Source organism: Pseudomonadota bacterium (assembly GCA_034660915.1).
Classification (GTDB): Bacteria; Desulfobacterota; Anaeroferrophillalia; order Anaeroferrophillales; family Anaeroferrophillaceae; genus DQWO01.
The window spans coordinates 1-16,415 of the sequence record JAYEKE010000032.1 but is presented as its reverse complement, the minus strand read 5'-3'; the positions used below and the strand labels follow the sequence as shown (position 1 = coordinate 16,415).

15 protein-coding genes are annotated in these 16,415 nt (G+C 51.0%); 8 read left to right on the top strand and 7 right to left on the bottom strand.

What is annotated here, in order from left to right:
• The first annotated feature begins 2 nt into the window (after window positions 1-2).
• The 3 genes from U9P07_01770 to U9P07_01760 all read left to right on the top strand — a co-directional run bounded on the left by U9P07_01770 (window position 3) and on the right by U9P07_01760 (window position 3,712).
• A complete protein-coding gene (locus U9P07_01770; GenBank protein ID MEA2108133.1) occupies window positions 3-1,832 on the top strand; it encodes a M48 family metalloprotease in 1,830 nt (609 codons plus the stop codon).
• Window positions 1,833-2,216: 384 nt separating this feature from the next.
• Window positions 2,217-2,459 carry a helix-turn-helix transcriptional regulator gene (locus tag U9P07_01765; GenBank protein MEA2108132.1) on the top strand — a complete coding sequence of 81 codons (243 nt, stop codon included), beginning with the start codon at window positions 2,217-2,219 and terminating at the stop codon, window positions 2,457-2,459.
• Window positions 2,456-3,712 (top strand): type II toxin-antitoxin system HipA family toxin, encoded by a 1,257-nt coding sequence (locus U9P07_01760; GenBank protein MEA2108131.1) that lies wholly within the window; start codon window positions 2,456-2,458, stop codon window positions 3,710-3,712. Before U9P07_01765 ends, U9P07_01760 begins: the two co-directional genes overlap by 4 nt.
• 214 nt (window positions 3,713-3,926) lie before the next feature.
• On the opposite strand, the gene U9P07_01755 is transcribed toward U9P07_01760, so the two are convergent.
• Window positions 3,927-4,847 (bottom strand): DNA-binding protein, encoded by a 921-nt coding sequence (locus U9P07_01755; GenBank protein ID MEA2108130.1) that lies wholly within the window; start codon window positions 4,845-4,847, stop codon window positions 3,927-3,929.
• Between the two features lie 46 nt (window positions 4,848-4,893).
• Between U9P07_01755 and U9P07_01750 the strand changes: the two genes are divergently transcribed.
• Window positions 4,894-5,025, top strand: coding sequence for a hypothetical protein (locus tag U9P07_01750; GenBank protein MEA2108129.1), 132 nt, complete (start codon window positions 4,894-4,896; stop codon window positions 5,023-5,025).
• Window positions 5,026-5,112: 87 nt separating this feature from the next.
• On the opposite strand, the gene U9P07_01745 is transcribed toward U9P07_01750, so the two are convergent.
• Window positions 5,113-5,604 (bottom strand): YMGG-like glycine zipper-containing protein, encoded by a 492-nt coding sequence (locus U9P07_01745; GenBank protein ID MEA2108128.1) that lies wholly within the window; start codon window positions 5,602-5,604, stop codon window positions 5,113-5,115.
• Between the two features lie 164 nt (window positions 5,605-5,768).
• On the opposite strand from U9P07_01745, the gene U9P07_01740 reads away from it, so the two are divergent.
• From U9P07_01740 to U9P07_01725, 4 genes are read left to right on the top strand one after another with little or no spacing between them, the layout of a single operon-like run.
• A complete protein-coding gene (locus U9P07_01740; protein ID MEA2108127.1) occupies window positions 5,769-6,401 on the top strand; it encodes a TetR/AcrR family transcriptional regulator in 633 nt (210 codons plus the stop codon).
• A complete protein-coding gene (locus tag U9P07_01735; protein MEA2108126.1) occupies window positions 6,398-7,837 on the top strand; it encodes an efflux transporter outer membrane subunit in 1,440 nt (479 codons plus the stop codon). Before U9P07_01740 ends, U9P07_01735 begins: the two co-directional genes overlap by 4 nt.
• A complete protein-coding gene (locus U9P07_01730) occupies window positions 7,834-9,072 on the top strand; it encodes an efflux RND transporter periplasmic adaptor subunit (protein ID MEA2108125.1) in 1,239 nt (412 codons plus the stop codon). Before U9P07_01735 ends, U9P07_01730 begins: the two co-directional genes overlap by 4 nt.
• Entirely contained in the window at window positions 9,069-12,230 is a 3,162-nt protein-coding gene (locus U9P07_01725; GenBank protein MEA2108124.1) for an efflux RND transporter permease subunit, read from the top strand. Before U9P07_01730 ends, U9P07_01725 begins: the two co-directional genes overlap by 4 nt.
• Here U9P07_01725 and U9P07_01720 read toward each other — a convergent pair.
• The 5 genes from U9P07_01720 to U9P07_01700 form a co-directional block, all read right to left on the bottom strand.
• Window positions 12,222-13,166: a 2-dehydropantoate 2-reductase gene (locus U9P07_01720; protein ID MEA2108123.1), complete on the bottom strand. Its 945-nt coding sequence runs from the start codon at window positions 13,164-13,166 to the stop codon at window positions 12,222-12,224. The genes U9P07_01725 and U9P07_01720 overlap by 9 nt on opposite strands.
• A gap of 31 nt (window positions 13,167-13,197) precedes the next feature.
• Window positions 13,198-13,641 (bottom strand): amino acid-binding protein, encoded by a 444-nt coding sequence (locus U9P07_01715; protein MEA2108122.1) that lies wholly within the window; start codon window positions 13,639-13,641, stop codon window positions 13,198-13,200.
• 175 nt (window positions 13,642-13,816) lie between these two features.
• Window positions 13,817-14,152, bottom strand: coding sequence for a DsrE family protein (locus U9P07_01710; protein ID MEA2108121.1), 336 nt, complete (start codon window positions 14,150-14,152; stop codon window positions 13,817-13,819).
• Between the two features lie 28 nt (window positions 14,153-14,180).
• Window positions 14,181-14,801 carry a class I SAM-dependent methyltransferase gene (locus U9P07_01705; protein ID MEA2108120.1) on the bottom strand — a complete coding sequence of 207 codons (621 nt, stop codon included), beginning with the start codon at window positions 14,799-14,801 and terminating at the stop codon, window positions 14,181-14,183.
• Window positions 14,802-14,850: 49 nt separating this feature from the next.
• Window positions 14,851-16,146 (bottom strand): integron integrase, encoded by a 1,296-nt coding sequence (locus U9P07_01700; protein ID MEA2108119.1) that lies wholly within the window; start codon window positions 16,144-16,146, stop codon window positions 14,851-14,853.
• Window positions 16,147-16,415 lie beyond the last annotated feature (269 nt).

The following is a 16,415-nucleotide window of genomic DNA, read 5'->3' as shown; positions in this document are numbered from 1 at the left end:
CCATGTATCATTCTTTTATCATCTATATTGTCATTATCCTGGTGTACAGCACCCAGGTACCGCCGGAAAGTCCCAGCTTTACCATCGGCCAGACCCTCATCCTGCAAGCCGCCCTCTACCTCCTGTTCACCCTGATAATCAGGATCAGATTTTCAGCGATTATCCGCCGATTTCAAAACCATAAAATGACGGCTGAACAACTTCCCCTATCCTACGACCGCAGCATTACCCAACTCAATATTCTGGCGGTGGCCGCCTATATCCTGACCGTCTACATGGTCAATATCAAATCAGTAATTGCCACCCTTCCCCTGGCTTCAGCCAGCTCGGCATTGAACAATCTCATCGCTTTTGGTCTTTTCCTTATCTATCAGCTCATCATCTGGGAACACGCCCACAAGGTTTTCAGCAAACTGCTGACCTTTGAAAAAAAACGCTCGACCTACTGCTTCCGGAAACTGTTTTTCGCTCTCGGCATCATCGCCCCCTGGCTGGCAATCATGGGGATTACTGATCTTATCCAGCTTTTAGCCCCGGAGCTTTTTCGGCATCTCCTGCAGTCACCAGCCATAGATATTGCCTTCTTTGCTTTTTTTCTTCTTATTCTCTCGGCCATCGCCCCGCCGCTGATGGTCAAGTTGTGGGGCTGCCGCCCCCTGCCACCGTCGGCACTGCGAACATCATTAGCCGATTTTTGCCACCGGGAGGGAGTCAAATACAAAGAAATTATGCTTTGGCCTTCGGTTGAGGGAAGGATGGTAACTGCCGCGGTCGTCGGCCCTTATTTTTTCAGCCGCTACCTGCTGATTACCCCTGGGCTGATAGAAATCCTCAACCCGGAAGAAATCAACGCCGTCATTGCCCATGAAATCGGTCATGTCAAGAGACATCACCTGCTGGTATTTCTGCTTTTTTTCCTCAGCATTTTTCTGCTTAACTATGCTTTTTTTGAGCTCCTGGTCAGCTGGCTGCTGACCACAATTCTGATACAACATCTACTTTTATCTTCGCCCCACCAGCAGGCGAATATTATTTCGCTGGCATCCACGATTCCGCTGCTGCTGATTTACCTGCTGTATTTCCGCTTTGTTTTTGGCTATTTCCTCAGAAACTTTGAACGGGAAGCCGATCTTTATGTTTTCTCCGCCCTGGGCACAGCTGAACCCTTGATCAGCGCTTTCAAAAAACTTGCCTGGCTGATTGGCGATTACGGCCAGCGGGCAAACTGGCATCATTATAACATTCCCCAGCGAATCGATTATTTACGTAAATGCATTGGAAATCCAGCCCTTATCAGGCGGCACCGGCACAAGGTAAAAGCGGCATTGCTGGTTTTCATCCTCTGCGTCTCCTCTCTCGTCCTGCTGGGATCCCGGTTAAACACCGCAAATTTACAGCAATCACTGAACAATCGTTTTCTGATTAAAGTGATGGAGAACTACTGCCGGGAACATCCCAATGATGTCAATGCCTTAATCAGCCTGGGATCACTCTATTTCGAAGAGCAACAGTTAAAGTCGGCCCGGAATTATTTTGAATCCGCCCTGGCACTGGACCGCAAGCGCCCGGAGCTGTTGAATAATTTCGCCTGGCTGCTGCTGACTGCTGCTGATCCGCAAATCCAGAATATTGAGCGTGGTTTCCAGCTGGCAAAAGAGGCTGCGGCCATCAAGCCGGCACCCCATATCCTCGACACCCTGGCAGAAGGTTACTGGCGCCGGGGATTTCCCTGTGTTGCCCTGGACCTGGAGCAAAAAGTCCTGGCAGCAAAACCAAAGCAACTGGAGATCTACCAGCGGCAGGCGGAAAAATTCGCCCGGGACTGCCATTAATTGGATTAATTGTGTTAATATTAATTGGGGTCATATTAATTGGGGTCAGAGTAAAATTAAATTGAAACTCATCCATCCCATAACAGTTTTATCGGCAAAAAATCGCCGAACAATCGCATACAGAACCGACCTGAAAACGGCGCGAAATCATCGATAAATTGAAAGTCCCGTTGCCGTTTTCAGGCGGCTGATACAGGTCATTAGGTCGGATGAGGCAAATAAAGCCTTGAGTTCGCGTTGTTCCCACAGGCAGCTTTCTGAGCCACCGATATTCCCGTTCGGTAACATTTTAAGCAAAAGACTTGTGTGGGGGTAAAATATTACCGAACGGTAATATTTTACTTGACAGGCACTCCATGATACGCTATATTGCCGATCGGTAACATGAATACTCCTAAGAATCCAGAGCAGCTTGGCGCCGCTATTCACGCAAGACGCAGACAGTTAAAGGTTACCCAGAAGGATCTGGCAATGACCTGTGGTACGGGTCTGCGCTTCATTATTGATCTTGAGAAGGGCAAGCCAACCTGCCAAATCGGAAAGATCCTACAGGTTCTCCATGCCCTGGGGCTCAAACTCCAGATCACTATCCCTAGTGATGACACTGGACAATGCGAAAAGCCATGAATAACCTGATCGTTTATCTGAATGCCGAGAGAGTCGGAACTCTCGAACAAGACGATAGTGGTTTGATGCGATTCTCCTACAATCAGGCATGGTTGGAAAAGCCGGGCGCCATGCCCCTCTCTCGTTCACTGCCTCTCCAAAGTGAGGTGTTCTCGGGGAAAAAGGCCAGGCCTTTCTTTGCAGGTATACTGCCTGAAGAGCGACCACGAGAAATCATAGCAGAGATTTTTGGGATCAGCGACACCAATGACTTTGCAATGCTAGAGAGGATAGGAGGGGATTGCGCTGGCGCTGTCAGCCTGCTTCCTGAAGGCATTGCTCCGACAGATCCGAAAAATGCCCAGTATCGCGAACTGAGCGAACCGGAGTTGCGACAACTCGTAGCCGAGTTACCCCGTCGTCCCTTAATGGTTGGCAGAGATGGACTGCGACTCTCACTCGCCGGAGCACAGGACAAATTGCCCGTTATCGTTCATAACAACAGAATATGTCTCCCTCTTGGCGGTACTCCCAGCACCCACATACTGAAACCAGAACCAGATCGTTTTCCGGGCCTGGCCGCCAACGAGATTTTCTGTATGACTCTAGCGCAGGCAGTTGGCTTGAACACGTCCAATACAGAATATTGTCCGATTGGAAAGAAATCGTGCATTCTAGTTCGAAGATATGACCGTGCGACTGATGAAGATGGCAGTACGACCCGACTCCACCAAGAGGACTTCTGCCAGGCATTGGGATTTCCGCCGGAGCGAAAGTACCAGGCAGAGGGCGGCCCGATGCTTAACGACTGTATTTCGCTGCTTCGGGACTGGTCCACTGCACCAGTTCTTGATATTCCCAGCTTTATCAACGGCCTGATTTTCAATGTGTTGATCGGCAATGCCGATGCTCACGGCAAGAACTACTCGTTTTTGTATTCTGGTGGCGAACGACGACTATCTCCCTATTATGATCTTGTCTCTACTCTTGCATGGCCTGACCTTTCCAAAAATCTCGCGATGAAAATTGGTGGCTGCGAATCAGTCAACGCATTCATGATTGGTGACTGGAAGAATATGGCAAAGAAGGCTGGTCTTGGTTGGCCGATGGTGCGAGAACGAATGGCTGAAAGCTGTCATAGTGTTTTGAACAAGCTTGGCGAGGTCCAGACACAAACCAGAGAATACAGTGATTCCATGGTCACACTACTTTATGAAACCATAGGAGATCGCGTGGCCAGAATGCTTGAAGCGCTTTCCAAGCAAGATCACTAGCCGAACCAAAGGATTCAGGTGACAAGAAATAGCTACGCCATTTCTTGCACCTGATCCGCGAAGTTATATAAAGAAGACAGTGCAGATTGGATAGGTTTTGATCTGAAAGAAGAGGATTTTTCAGGAAAAACTGAAACTGGATATCACTTCTTAGTAATCAGACCGTAAAAAACTTGGGGACAAACATGCCAAAGAAGGGCTTCAAACCGGCTATTTACTGAAAAGTCGTTTCTTCTAAAATCACCTCATAGCGGTAGCCAGCACCAAAATCTTTATTCTGGTGCAATATTCCTTCGGCTACCACCACCTCACCTACTTTCGGTGCATTTTCCGAGGTTATTGTCAGATCATATGTACCCTTGGTGGCATCACCGGTACCATCCTGCAGGTGAATCCAGTTTCTTTTCATGATATTTTGGGAGACCTTCACTACTTTCCCCCGGACCCGCACCTTTTTTGCGTCAAGCTTGTCTTTCCGGGCGTATAATTCACTGATAGTAAAAGCATTGTCGCCACTGGCCTTTTCGACGGCAACCACTGCTGCCTTTTCCAGGGACGGCGCCCCACCATGGGGAATCTTCATTACATCTTTGTCAGACGGCATGGGGCAGTTTCCCGGAGCACACTTTTTCTTCATCCCGACTTTGGCCATCCCGGACTCGGAAGCGACAGCCTTACCGGATGAGAAAATAATCCGGTCAAAGGTCCGCTTCAGAGTATTACTGGCAAAACCGGCCATTTCAATCCCCTGAGACAAATCCACTACCTGTCCCACTGAAACCTTCATCAGCGGAGTTGCCACCCAAAGTTTTTCACTGCCGGTATCCAGAAGCACGTACGTATAGCCACCACTATCCATGGTTTCCACTATTTTCCCGTGAATTGGTGCGTTCAGCTGCTGCGTGGACTGCCCCTGGGCCGCCTTGTTTGAAGGAAAGGCCCCGGCTGACAAAGGCGCCAGCATGAAGACCATCAAAACCAAGCCTATTTTGACATATAAAGATACTTTCATTTTCAACTCACTTTCCATACCTGTTCCTGAAAATCCTAAAAACGTTCTCAGTCCGCTTTGGCGGCCCAACTTCAAAAAATAAGTAATTGTTCTTGGGGATGTACCGGCATGGCTCTCACTCATTCTCGCCTGCCGTCCATGGCCGGCTTGTGAGGACACCGCTAAAGCAATGTCCCCGATTGTCCGCCGCGAATCACAATGGGGGACAGTTTTAAAAACTGTCCCCAACCAGGCGGCCAATACCGCTATGAGCCTAGCCCGTACATCCAGGTTAATCGCTCTACCAACGCAAAACAGGTGAAAATACCCTTTTCCGACCATTTTAGCAAGTTATTTTGATTTTCTTTTTTACGGTTGATGCTGCCGCTATCCAGCAAGGCTACAATCATTAATAATCACGACTGTATTTTTCCCCTTCGCACACTTCTTCCACTTTTTCACTCACCAGAACCCCTTTATCCCATACCCGCCTGGTTACCTTGCGGCAGTTGGTATGCTGGTCCACGGGTCCGGGAATGGTTTCCACATACGTCCCATCATTATCATCGTAACCATGCTGGTCATAATCATTGTACGATCTATTACGTCGATAACCGTAGTTCTCAGTCCGTCGGTCATGATATATAGTTTCCCGATTCATCTGCTGATCCTGATCAACCGCGTTGCCAAGAATGGCCCCGGCCACCGTGCCTATACCGGCACCGAGCAAAGTCCCTTCGGTATCTCTGCCAATCGCCTGCCCGGCAAGGGCACCAATTCCAGCACCAATGGCCGCGCCCCTCTGGGTATTGTAGTAGCCGGGTGTAGAAGCACAGGATACCAGGCCAGCCAGTAAAAATGCCGCCACCAAAATCCGTATAAATAATTGTATTTTCTGCATGTCCGCCTCCTTTCATCGTTGCATTTTCCTTTTCCTTCTCGGACGAGGGCAGCCTGCAAAAAGTTTACCAGCGGTCATAGTTAAGTATTTTTTCTTGACTTATTAATACATTTGTTTTAAACGTTTGTATAAATATATTAAGGCAAAAATCACCAAAGAAAACCATGGCTGAAAAAAACACCAAACAGAGCATCCTGGACGCGGCTGAAAGACTTTTTGCTCTCCACGGCTACCACCATACCTCACTGCGGAAAATAACCGGGGAAGCCGGAGTCAACCTGGCTGCGGTCAATTATCATTTTGGTTCCAAAGAAGCGCTGCTGAAAGCAATATTTGAACGCCACTTGATCCCCCTCAACAAAATCAGACAGGACAATATCAAAGCAGTTCGTGAGCTGGCCCAGCGGGAGAAAAAGCCGCTGCGGGCAGCCGATATTATCAGAGCGTTCATTGAACCCACCCTGAAATACCGGGACAGCAAAAACGGCAGCAATTATTTTATCGCCCTGGTGGGACGGGCAATGACGGAACCGGACGATACAGTCAGAAACCTTTTTCTTCACCATATCAAACCACTGGGATTTCTGCTGTTTGAAACCCTGAAGGAAGCCCTGCCGGACCTTAATCCTGAAACCCTCTACTGGCGGCTGCAATTTACCGTCGGGACCATCAGCCACATCATGCGGACAACAGGAAGACTGGAGATGGTTCCCGACAATATCACCCTAAACCAGGATGCCGACTCCCTTATCGACCAACTGCTCCCTTTCCTGACCGCCGGGCTGGAGGCACCATGACCAGGCAATGGCTGACCGGAAAGATTATTTTCTGCGGCACTCTCCTTGCCCTGGCAACCGGCTGCGGCCTGTTTCAACCTGCCAGGCAACAGCTGACAACCGTCCCCGCGGCCTTCAAGCATAAATCTACCGGCACCACCGGAATTGGCACCACTGAGCCCTGGTGGCAGGCACTGAACGATCCCCGGCTGAACCGGCTGATAGAAACCGCCTTCAAACAGAATCTTGACCTGGATCAGGCCTTCGCCCGTCTCCGGCAATCACAGGCATTGGTAAAAATCCAGGCCTCGGCCCAAAGGCCCTATCTCAATTTTGAAGGGCAGGCACATCGCGATCACCAGCCGGGAATCCTTGAAGACAGCACCGAAAACAATTACCGACTTTCCCTGGCGGCCGGTTTTGAAATTGACCTCTGGCAAAAACTGGCTAAACGACGTCAGGCAGGCAGCTTGGAAGCCACAGCCGGCAAGGAAGAAATTAAAATCCTCTACCTGAGTCTTTCCTGTCAGGTAGCAGATCTTTACTACCTGATTATCGAAAAACAGGCATTGCTTGCCCTGACCGAGGAAACCATCAAATCATTCTCCGACACTCTGGATCGGGTTGAGTTTCGCTACCGCCAGGGTTTGGTACCAGCCCTTGATGTTTATCAATCGAGGCAAAATCTGGCATCCGCCCGGGCCAGACGGCCAGGCGATGAAGCAAACCTGCTGACTACCAGACAGGCCCTGGCAGTTCTAATGGGCCAATTCAACATCGAAAAACAGCAAACTTTCGCGGTTTCCCTGCCGGATAATCCGGCCATGTTCAATACCGGCGTTCCGGCAACCCTGCTGCAGCAGCGCCCCGACATCAAGAGCGCCTGGCTGCGGCTGCAGGCCGGCGACGCGAAACTGGCGGCCGCAATTGCCGATCGTTTCCCCACCATCAGGTTAACCGGCAATATCGGCTGGTCACAAACTGCCTTCGGCACCACGCCGGTGATCGGCACTTTCTGGCAATTGCTGGCCGGCTTCACCCAACCGCTGATTGATGGTGGCCGGCGGCGGGCGGAAGTTGAAAGAAACCGGGCGGTGGTGCAGGAATTATTTGCCGGCTATCAGCAGAAAGTTATCGTGGCGGTGGGAGAAGTTGAGGATGCCCTGATCAGCAATAAAACGATTGCCGAACAGATTAAACACCTGAAAGATGAAGAATTTGCCACTAGGCAGGCACTACGCCTGGCAACAGATAGATACCTGCAGGGCCTTACGGATTATCTACCGGTATTAACCGCCCAGCAATTTCATTTTGCCGCCCGACGGCGGCTGCTGGAATCCCGGCAACAGCTGATGGCCAACCGCATAAGCCTGGTACGGGCGGTTGGCGGGCAGTGGATGACTGAAACATTCAGGAACCGCCGGTCAAAATCCATGAAACAAGGAACCTCCTCATGAGTCAACGAAAAAAGTTTTTCACCTTTTTCATCCCTTTACTCATCCTGGGAGTTGGAATAGTGGGGATGAAATACCTGGTCAGCCACCGGCGGCCCCCGAAAAAAGAAGTCAAAACCCAGCCGGGTGCCCTGGTTGAAACTATTATTGTTCATCCGGAAAAAAGGCAGATCAACATCTTCGGTACCGGAACCGTACAGCCACGCCAGGCGGCTACCATTGCCCCACAGGTGAGCGGCAAAGTGGAAAATGTAAGCCCCAAACTGGTGGTTGGCGGTTTTTTCTCCACCGGCGAGCTGCTGTTTTCCATCGAAGAGGTGGATTATCAACTGGCCGTGCAAAGTGCAACCGCCAACCTGATTAAAGCAGATGTGGAGGTACTGAAAATAAAAAGCCTGGCCAGGGTCGCCCGTCAGGAATGGAAAAGGCTGCAACCAGACAGCGAGGAAGAACCTAACCCGCTGGTCCTCTATGAACCCCAGCTACAGGGAAGCATCGCCCAGCAGACAGCGGCCCGGGCCCAGCTTGAACAGGCGAAAATCAACCTTGAACGGACAAAAATCCATGCCCCTTTTAATTGTTTTATCCGCAGCGAAAAAATTGATTTAGGACAGTATGTCAAAATCGGCAACCCGGTAGTTGAAATAAGTGGAACCGACAACGCTGAGATTATTGTGCCCCTGCCCCGGGGGGTTTTTCGCTGGATTGACATACCCCGGGGCCGGCAACAGCAGACAGGGTCTCCCGCAACCGTGACTTTTACAGACCAGCAGCAGACCTATGAATATCACGGACGGCTGGTTCGGGTTCTTGGTGATGTTGATCCCCGCGGCCGGATGTCCAGGGTGGTAATAGCCGTTGACGATCCTTTCCACCTGCGGAAGAAAACCGATAGCTACCTGCCGGAGCTTGAAATCGGCATGTTTGTTAATGTCAACATTCATGGACAGCAACTGGAGCAGGTTATTTCCCTGCCCCGCGAGGCCCTGAGAGATCAGGAAACCGTCTGGGTCGCAAAACAACCCTGGGACAGCCCCCTTTTAAAACGCAAAGACTCGGGGACAGTCCCGGTTTTGTTTAAATTACAGATCAAACCGGTAACGGTAATCCACCGGCAGCTGAAAACCGTCCTGATCAGCGCCGGGCTCAATGACGGCGACCGGGTAGTGCTGACCAACCTCAACGGAGCGGCAAACGGGATGAAACTCAGGCCGGTAACCCGGGAAAATCAGTCATGAACGGCGGCGCGGTAAAATGGATGGCCAACAACCACGTGGCCGCCAACCTGCTGATGCTGGTTCTCATCGTCGGCGGCTTGATTATGGGAATTTCCCTCAAACAGGAAATTTTCCCTGAGGTCATCCTCGACCGGGTGCTGGTTTCGGTTGCCTATCCCGGAGCCGGTCCCGAAGAGATTGAAGACGGCATCATCCTGAAAGTCGAGGAAAATCTTACCGGCATCGACGGCATCAAGGACATTCAATCCCAGGCGGCCGAGGGCATCGGTACCATCATGGCGGTCCTGGAAGACGGGGAAGATGCCAATCAGGTGCTGCAGGACATCAAGAATGCCGTCGACCGGATCATCACCTTCCCCCAGGACGCGGAAGAACCAATTGTCAGCATCCTGCTCAATCGCCAGGAAGTCATTTCGGTGGTAGTCTATGGCAATCTTTCCCCCCGGACATTGCGGGAACAGGCAGAAATGATTCGGGATGACCTGCTGGAAAAACCGGAGATCACCCAGGTGGACCTGGGCGGCGTCCGTCCCTACGAAATTTCCATTGAAATTCCCGAGATCAACCTGAGACGCTACGATCTAACCCTTGAACAGGTTGCCCGGCGTATCCGCCAGGCATCCCAGGACCTGCCGGCGGGAGAGATCAAAAGCAAAGGCGGCATGATCCTGGTCCGGACCAAAGAAAAACGCTACTGGGGACCTCAATATGCCGACATTGTCATCATCAACAATCCCGACGGCACCGAAGTTACTCTGGAAGAACTGGGGCAGGTAAAAGATACCTTTGCTGAAACCGACGAAGAAGCCCGTTTCAATAATCAGCCGGCGGCCATGATTAAAGTATTCCGGGTGGGCAAGCAAAAACCGACGGACATTTCGGCAATGGTGAAAAAGTATGTTCATGATAAACAGCTGCAACTGCCGGAATCGGTGAAGCTGGACACCTGGAATGACACCTCTGAACTACTCCAGAGCCGGATGAACCTGCTGCGCAAAAATGCCCTTTACGGCCTGGCGCTGGTCTTCATTGCTCTCAGCCTGTTTCTGGAAATTCGCCTGGCGCTCTGGGTCATGCTGGGCATTCCCATCTCATTCTGCGGCGCCCTGCTGCTGATGCCTTTTATGGATGTTTCCATCAACATGGTCTCACTTTTTGCCTTCATCATGGCTTTGGGTATTGTGGTTGATGATGCCATCGTCGTCGGCGAAAATGTCTATGCCCACCGGCAAAAGGGTGAGCCGTTCAACCAGGCATCTGTCAGAGGAACAATGGAAGTTACCGGACCGGTGGTTTTTTCCGTCCTCACCTCCATTACCGCCTTCATCCCCCTGCTGACCATTGAAGGCATCATGGGGAAATTTATCAAGGTCATCCCCATGGTGGTTATCAGTGTTTTGCTGATTTCCCTGATTGAATCAATTTTCGTCCTGCCGGCCCACCTGTCATGGGGAAAACTCCGTCCCCCGGCCAGCGGTTTTTTTGGCACCATTGAACGCCTGCGGCTAAAATTCGGTAAAGCCCTGGAACGCTTCATCCAGGGGCCCTACCGCCGGTTCCTGCGCCGGTCTCTGCATAATCGCTACACAACCCTGGCGGTTGCCCTGTCCATTCTTCTGATTTCTCTCGGCCTGGTGGGTGGCGGCATTATCAAGTTTCGCTTCATGCCGGCAGTGGAAAGCGACATCATCATGGTTTCCCTGGAAATGCCCCAGGGAACTCCGGTGAAACAAACCGCCGGGATTGAAGAACATCTGGTCAAACAGGGTATGGCCACCATCGCTGACTACGATAAAACCCTGCCGGACGGACAAAGCATTTTTCGCCATCTCTACGCGGTGGTCGGCGGCAACATTGCCAAGGGTGGCCCGGCAGGAGGTTATGCCGCCAGCAGTTCAAACCTGAGCGATATCGCCCTGGTGCTCATTCCCAGTGAAAATCGTGAAATTACGGCAACGGAGCTGTCCCAACGCTGGCGAAAACGGGTCGGCGAAATCCCCGGCATCGAATCCCTGGTTTTTACCTCGAACCTGGTACATATGGGAGCCAATATCGATATCCAGATCGCCCATGATGATTTTCACATCCTTAAGAATGCCGCGGACCAGATAAAGCAGACCCTGGAAATGTATCCGGGAGTCTCAGACATCGCCGATAATTTTTCCCAGGGAAAAAGAGAACTGAAAATCAGGTTAAAACCTGAAGCCCGCACCCTGGGCATCACCGAAGAAGATCTTGGGCGCCAGGTACGCGCTGCTTTTTACGGGGCTGAAGCCCTGCGTCTGCAGCGCGGCCGCAGCGAAGTCAAAATCATGGTCCGCTATCCGAAGGCCGACCGCGAACATCTCAGCAGTCTGGAAGACATGCGTATCCGGACCGCGGACGGCGGTGAACTACCCCTGGAGCGGGCCGCCGAGATAACCGCCGGCCGAGGGTACAGCGAAATCAATCGCTACAACCGCAAGCGAGTTATTGATATCACCGCCAATGTGGAGGACCGAACCGCCAACGCCGAGGAAATTATTGCCGATATCCAGCAGACCGAGCTGACCCAGCTGGCCAGAGATTATCCCGGACTCAGCTTCTCCATGGAAGGAGAAGAAAAAGAAAGGCGTGATTCCGTCAACAGCATGAAAAAAGGTTTTCTGCTGGCGCTGCTGGGGGTCTATGCCCTGCTGGCCATCCCCTTTCGCAGCCACAGCCAGCCGCTGCTGATCATGACCGCCATTCCCTTCGGGATGGTCGGTGCCCTGTTGGGACATCTGATCATGGGCTACGATTTAAGCATCCTCAGTATCTTCGGAATTGTCGCTCTATCCGGGGTAGTAGTCAATGACTCTTTATTGTTCATCCACACCATCAATACCAACCGCCGGCGGGGAATGAAACTGCTGCCGGCGACCATCAGTGCCGGCACCAGGCGTTTCCGCCCCATCATGCTGACCTCACTGACCACTTTTTTCGGCCTGATTCCCATGATCCTGGAGCAGAGCATGCAGGCGAAATTCCTCATCCCCATGGCCATCAGCTTGGGGTTCGGCATTATGTTCGCCACCGGCATTACCCTGATTCTGATTCCCAACCTCTACCTGATCCTGGAAGACATCCGCCGCCTGCTGGGCCTGCGTCCCCGGGAAAACAAACAAATCTCACCTTGACTCCAGCGCCTTCACCAGCCCGCGGATCATCAGGTTATACGGGGTTTCCATCCCCACCCGCTGACCATATTCAACGATTTTACCGTTGATAAAATCCACCTCAGTCCGACGTTTATTCTCAATATCCATCAACATGGACGGTTTATGGTCGCCGGCATTGCTCATATAATTGATCGCATAAGGGTAGTATTCCCAGCCCAGGGAAATTTCATTGGCCCGGGCCACCTTGATCGCTTCCTTAGCTAACTCGTCAACCAGCTGAAAGACAATCGGGTCGCGCATGGCCTCGGCCATGGTCATCCCGGTCACCGCGCAGACGGGATTCATACAGGCATTCATAATTGACTTCCGCCAGACCATATCAATAATGTTCTCCGTCCGTTCGGCGGCCAGGCCACCTTTGGACAGGGCCGCGGCAATGGCTTTAGCCGCCGGTTTGCTGGCCGGATCAAGTTCCTGCAAAAGATGAGGTGGATGGTGAAAAGCCATATGAACCTGGCCGGGCTTCACCAGGCCACAGCCATAGTTAACCACTGCCCGGAGGATTGCTTTCTTTTCCAGGCTTTCAGCCAGGACCAGCTCGGTATCGATGCCGTTCTGCCAACTCACCACATACATGCCCTGACGATAAAACCCCTGGATGGACGAGGCAATCAGGTGAAGAACCGTTGCCTTGACCGTAATGATAATAACATCAGGGGGATCTTCCGCCAGATCATCAATATTGGTAATACCGCGGCTAACCTGCTGCTGAAAATTTTCCACCCCTTCAATAACAATTCCGGAATCAGCCGCTGGCGCCACCAGCTCCGGCACGATATCACACAAGGTGACATCATAGCCTCCTTTAGCCAGGAAAGCAGCAACAATACAGCCCACCGGCCCGGCACCAATCACGGCAAATTTTTTAAAGCTCATTTTCGTTTTACTGGTCATAGTTGGCCTCCTTCAACCTTCATCCTGATAATTATTCAGCACTTTCAAGGATTCCAAAAGCTTTGGAGTCCAACAACTTCATTCCGTTTTGCTGCAGAATATCGATAGCTTTATCCGTCTCACTGAAACGGAAAATCATCACCGCCGAATTGCTGACAAAACCAGCAAAAGCATACATGTACTGGACACTGATATTGGCATCCTTCAACGGTTTCAAAACATCCGCCAGGCTGCCGGCCTTATCGTTGATCTCCACTGCCACCACTTCATCCACCCGGGCGGGAAAATGTTTTTCCATCATCACCCGCCTGGCCTTGGGAACATCGGAAACCAGCAATCTTAAGACCCCGTAATCGGACGCTTCCGCCAGCGTCAAAGCCCGCAAATTAATCCCCGCGTCACCCAGCGCCCTGGTTGCTTCATAGAGACGACCCGGTGAATTCTCCAGAAAGATTGAAATCTGTTTCAGTTTCATTTTTCCCACCTCCAGTTAAATTCTTACCATATTCAGTCCATACCAACAGGACTGTCCATTATGATCTATTAACCAATATAATCCACACGATAACATTTTCAAGCCCTGGCGGCAAATTTTAAAACCGGCAACCAGCGGAGATACTCCTGCATCACCCATGCCATCCGTTCAGCAGCTACACGGTAAGCAGTTTTTCATTATCCTTCAGCAGTCGAGTCATAAGCTCCCCGGTATAAACAACCTTGACCCCAAGCGTTTCCAAGACCTCGGTTACCCCCAACTGATCAGCACAGGCCCTGCAGGCCAGCAGTTCAACCCCGGCCCCCCGCAGATCTTTAAGACCGGCCTGAATCTGTTCATTTTTACTCGCCAGCTTTGTCGTCGCGCCCCAGATAATGATGGTCACCTGGTCCCACCAGCCACGCAGCAGAGAGTTTTTCCCGTACATAAACACCATTTTCTCTGCGGTTTCCAGCTGATCATTGGTCCAGAGAATATACAGATGATCCATAAACCACCTCCCTGAAAAAGATTTTTATTTACTTCATCCCTTTTATCACCACAAAGGCCCCTTTGCCATAACCATTTTCAATCTCGGCCGTTGTCTCAGAGTCTAAAAGTGTCTGGACCACTTCAAATTTTCGGAAGCCAGCCGTTTCCAAAGCTGTGAGAACCTCGGGAGGTGAGAAAAATTCCGCCTCCCGGTAGAATTTGCTGTTTTCTTTCCGTTGCTGATATTGCCGGCCAAGATTACTGTTCTTATCCACAAAGGCGACCACAATAAATCCAGAGTTCTTAAGAACCCTGAACGCTTCCCTGAATGACTGCACCAGATCGTCAACAAAACAAATGGTGGTCACCATCAGGACAAAATCGAAGGATTGATCGGCAAAGGGCAGCAATTCGGCCACCCCGCGAAAGACCTTGATGCCGGCGGCGGCAGCCTTTTTCAGCATCACGGCAGCAGGATCAACCCCGGTTTTAATCCCCAGGGGCAGGGCAAATTTCCCCGAACCAACACCCACTTCCAGCCCCTGGCCCTGCCCGTCATGGATAAATCGCCCGATGGCCTTGAGTTCAACCTCATAGATATCCTGATGATGATCAAACCAGGCATCATAGAGATCCGCGTGCTGTTCAAATGGTTCTGTTTTCGGCATTAGTTCCTGCTCTGCTACCAATCAGTTCAGTACGAAGTAAAGGCTGCCTTTAAAAATCAGCCGGACTGCGAACCGCAATCCCCGGCCGATTCAAGACATGGGTATAAATCATGGTCGTCGAAACATCTTCATGCCCCATGAGTTCCTGCACCGTACGGATATCATAACCGCCTTCCAGCAGATGGGTGGCAAAACAATGGCGCATGGTATGGCAGCCGACATTTTTCACCAGTCCGGCCTTCTCCGCCGCCTTCTTAACCACCCGCTGCAAGCCGCTTTCGTGCAGATGATGCCGGCGGACCTCGCCGCTGCGCGGATCAACCGACAAACGCCTGGCTGGAAACAGGTACTGCCAACCCCACTGTTTGGACGCGTTCGGATATTTGCGCGCCAGGGAAGGCCAGATATAGACACCGGCAATTCCCTGTTCACTGTCCTGCTCGAACAGTTTGCGAACCATGACCAGATGTCCCTGCAGCAAGGGCACGTATTTCTCCGGCAGGACCGTCAGCCTGTCTTTCTGGCCCTTGCCATCCCGAATCATGATCTGCCCCTGGCTGAAATCAACATCCTTCACCCGCAGGCGCAGGCATTCCATCAAACGCAGGCCACCCCCATACAACAAACCGACCTGCAGATGGTACACACCGTCCAGGTTGACCAGCAAGCTTTCCACTTCCTCCCGGGACAGGACCACCGGCAGACGCCGTGGCTTTCTGGCCCGGACAAAATCACTGAAATCTCCAGCATCATTACCCAACGCTTCCCGGTAGAAAAAAACGATAGCGTTTAAAGCCTGATTCTGGGTACTTGCTGACACTTGGCGCACCCGGGCCAGGTAATTAAGATATTCTCTGATTGCCTCACTGCCAAGCTCCTTCGGTGACTTTAGATCATGAAAAGCAAGAAACCGGGCCAGCCAGCTTCCATAGGACTGCTCTGTACGCAGAGAATAATGCCGGACACGCAAAGCATTTCTGAGTCCTTCAAAGGCATCAATATAGCGATTTTTTGCCTCGGCTACCAGGGAACCGGCATCACGAAAGGTCTCCGGTTCAGGAGACTCTTTTTCCAGATCAATTTTCAGAAAATCACTATACAAAATGCCCAGCGCCGCTTTGGCCTGTTCCACCTGCCAAGGGCTGCCATTTTCCCCCAGATCGGCAAGAAATATTTCCACATCCTGCCGATTCCGCATCCGTAGCGGCTTCCCCTTTATAGACTTCGCGAATTTTTCCGCCCAGCGAACATACCAGACAGCCTTTTCAACCGGAACTCCTGTTTTAATCACGATATCTTTGTAAATCTGCCAAAATTCCTTGACTTCCTTTCTCTTATCTCCCATAATGTTTTCTCCGGTTAAAACTAGATATTGGGAATTAGAATATGTTTCAAAAGCATATATTATTGCAATATACTGAAATATTAAATATTGTCAATTAAAGAAAAAATATTATTCAATAATTCATGTTTCAGTATAATAACAAGTTGAACTGAACCGCTAGCGCGGAGCCCTCCAGTACTAAATCCATCCAAAACAAGTAGCTCCTTTGTCTTTGCCAATTCCACCCTATAGCGTTTAATATACCTTCAGGGCAATCATTTCGATTGTCC

What these genes read in the sequence shown, in the direction of transcription:
- U9P07_01755 (MEA2108130.1), bottom strand. Translation starts at nt 4,847, where the DNA reads ATGAGTGAGAGCCATGCCGGTACATCCCCAAGAACAATTACTTATTTT.
- U9P07_01720 (MEA2108123.1), bottom strand. Translation starts at nt 13,166, where the DNA reads ATGACCAGTAAAACGAAAATGAGCTTTAAAAAATTTGCCGTGATTGGT.
- U9P07_01745 (MEA2108128.1), bottom strand. Translation starts at nt 5,604, where the DNA reads ATGCAGAAAATACAATTATTTATACGGATTTTGGTGGCGGCATTTTTA.
- U9P07_01710 (MEA2108121.1), bottom strand. Translation starts at nt 14,152, where the DNA reads ATGGATCATCTGTATATTCTCTGGACCAATGATCAGCTGGAAACCGCA.
- U9P07_01705 (MEA2108120.1), bottom strand. Translation starts at nt 14,801, where the DNA reads ATGCCGAAAACAGAACCATTTGAACAGCACGCGGATCTCTATGATGCC.
- U9P07_01735 (MEA2108126.1), top strand. Translation starts at nt 6,398, where the DNA reads ATGACCAGGCAATGGCTGACCGGAAAGATTATTTTCTGCGGCACTCTC.
- U9P07_01770 (MEA2108133.1), top strand. Translation starts at nt 3, where the DNA reads ATGTATCATTCTTTTATCATCTATATTGTCATTATCCTGGTGTACAGC.
- U9P07_01725 (MEA2108124.1), top strand. Translation starts at nt 9,069, where the DNA reads ATGAACGGCGGCGCGGTAAAATGGATGGCCAACAACCACGTGGCCGCC.
- U9P07_01700 (MEA2108119.1), bottom strand. Translation starts at nt 16,146, where the DNA reads ATGGGAGATAAGAGAAAGGAAGTCAAGGAATTTTGGCAGATTTACAAA.
- U9P07_01715 (MEA2108122.1), bottom strand. Translation starts at nt 13,641, where the DNA reads ATGAAACTGAAACAGATTTCAATCTTTCTGGAGAATTCACCGGGTCGT.
- U9P07_01730 (MEA2108125.1), top strand. Translation starts at nt 7,834, where the DNA reads ATGAGTCAACGAAAAAAGTTTTTCACCTTTTTCATCCCTTTACTCATC.
- U9P07_01760 (MEA2108131.1), top strand. Translation starts at nt 2,456, where the DNA reads ATGAATAACCTGATCGTTTATCTGAATGCCGAGAGAGTCGGAACTCTC.
- U9P07_01740 (MEA2108127.1), top strand. Translation starts at nt 5,769, where the DNA reads ATGGCTGAAAAAAACACCAAACAGAGCATCCTGGACGCGGCTGAAAGA.
- U9P07_01750 (MEA2108129.1), top strand. Translation starts at nt 4,894, where the DNA reads ATGTCCCCGATTGTCCGCCGCGAATCACAATGGGGGACAGTTTTAAAA.
- U9P07_01765 (MEA2108132.1), top strand. Translation starts at nt 2,217, where the DNA reads ATGAATACTCCTAAGAATCCAGAGCAGCTTGGCGCCGCTATTCACGCA.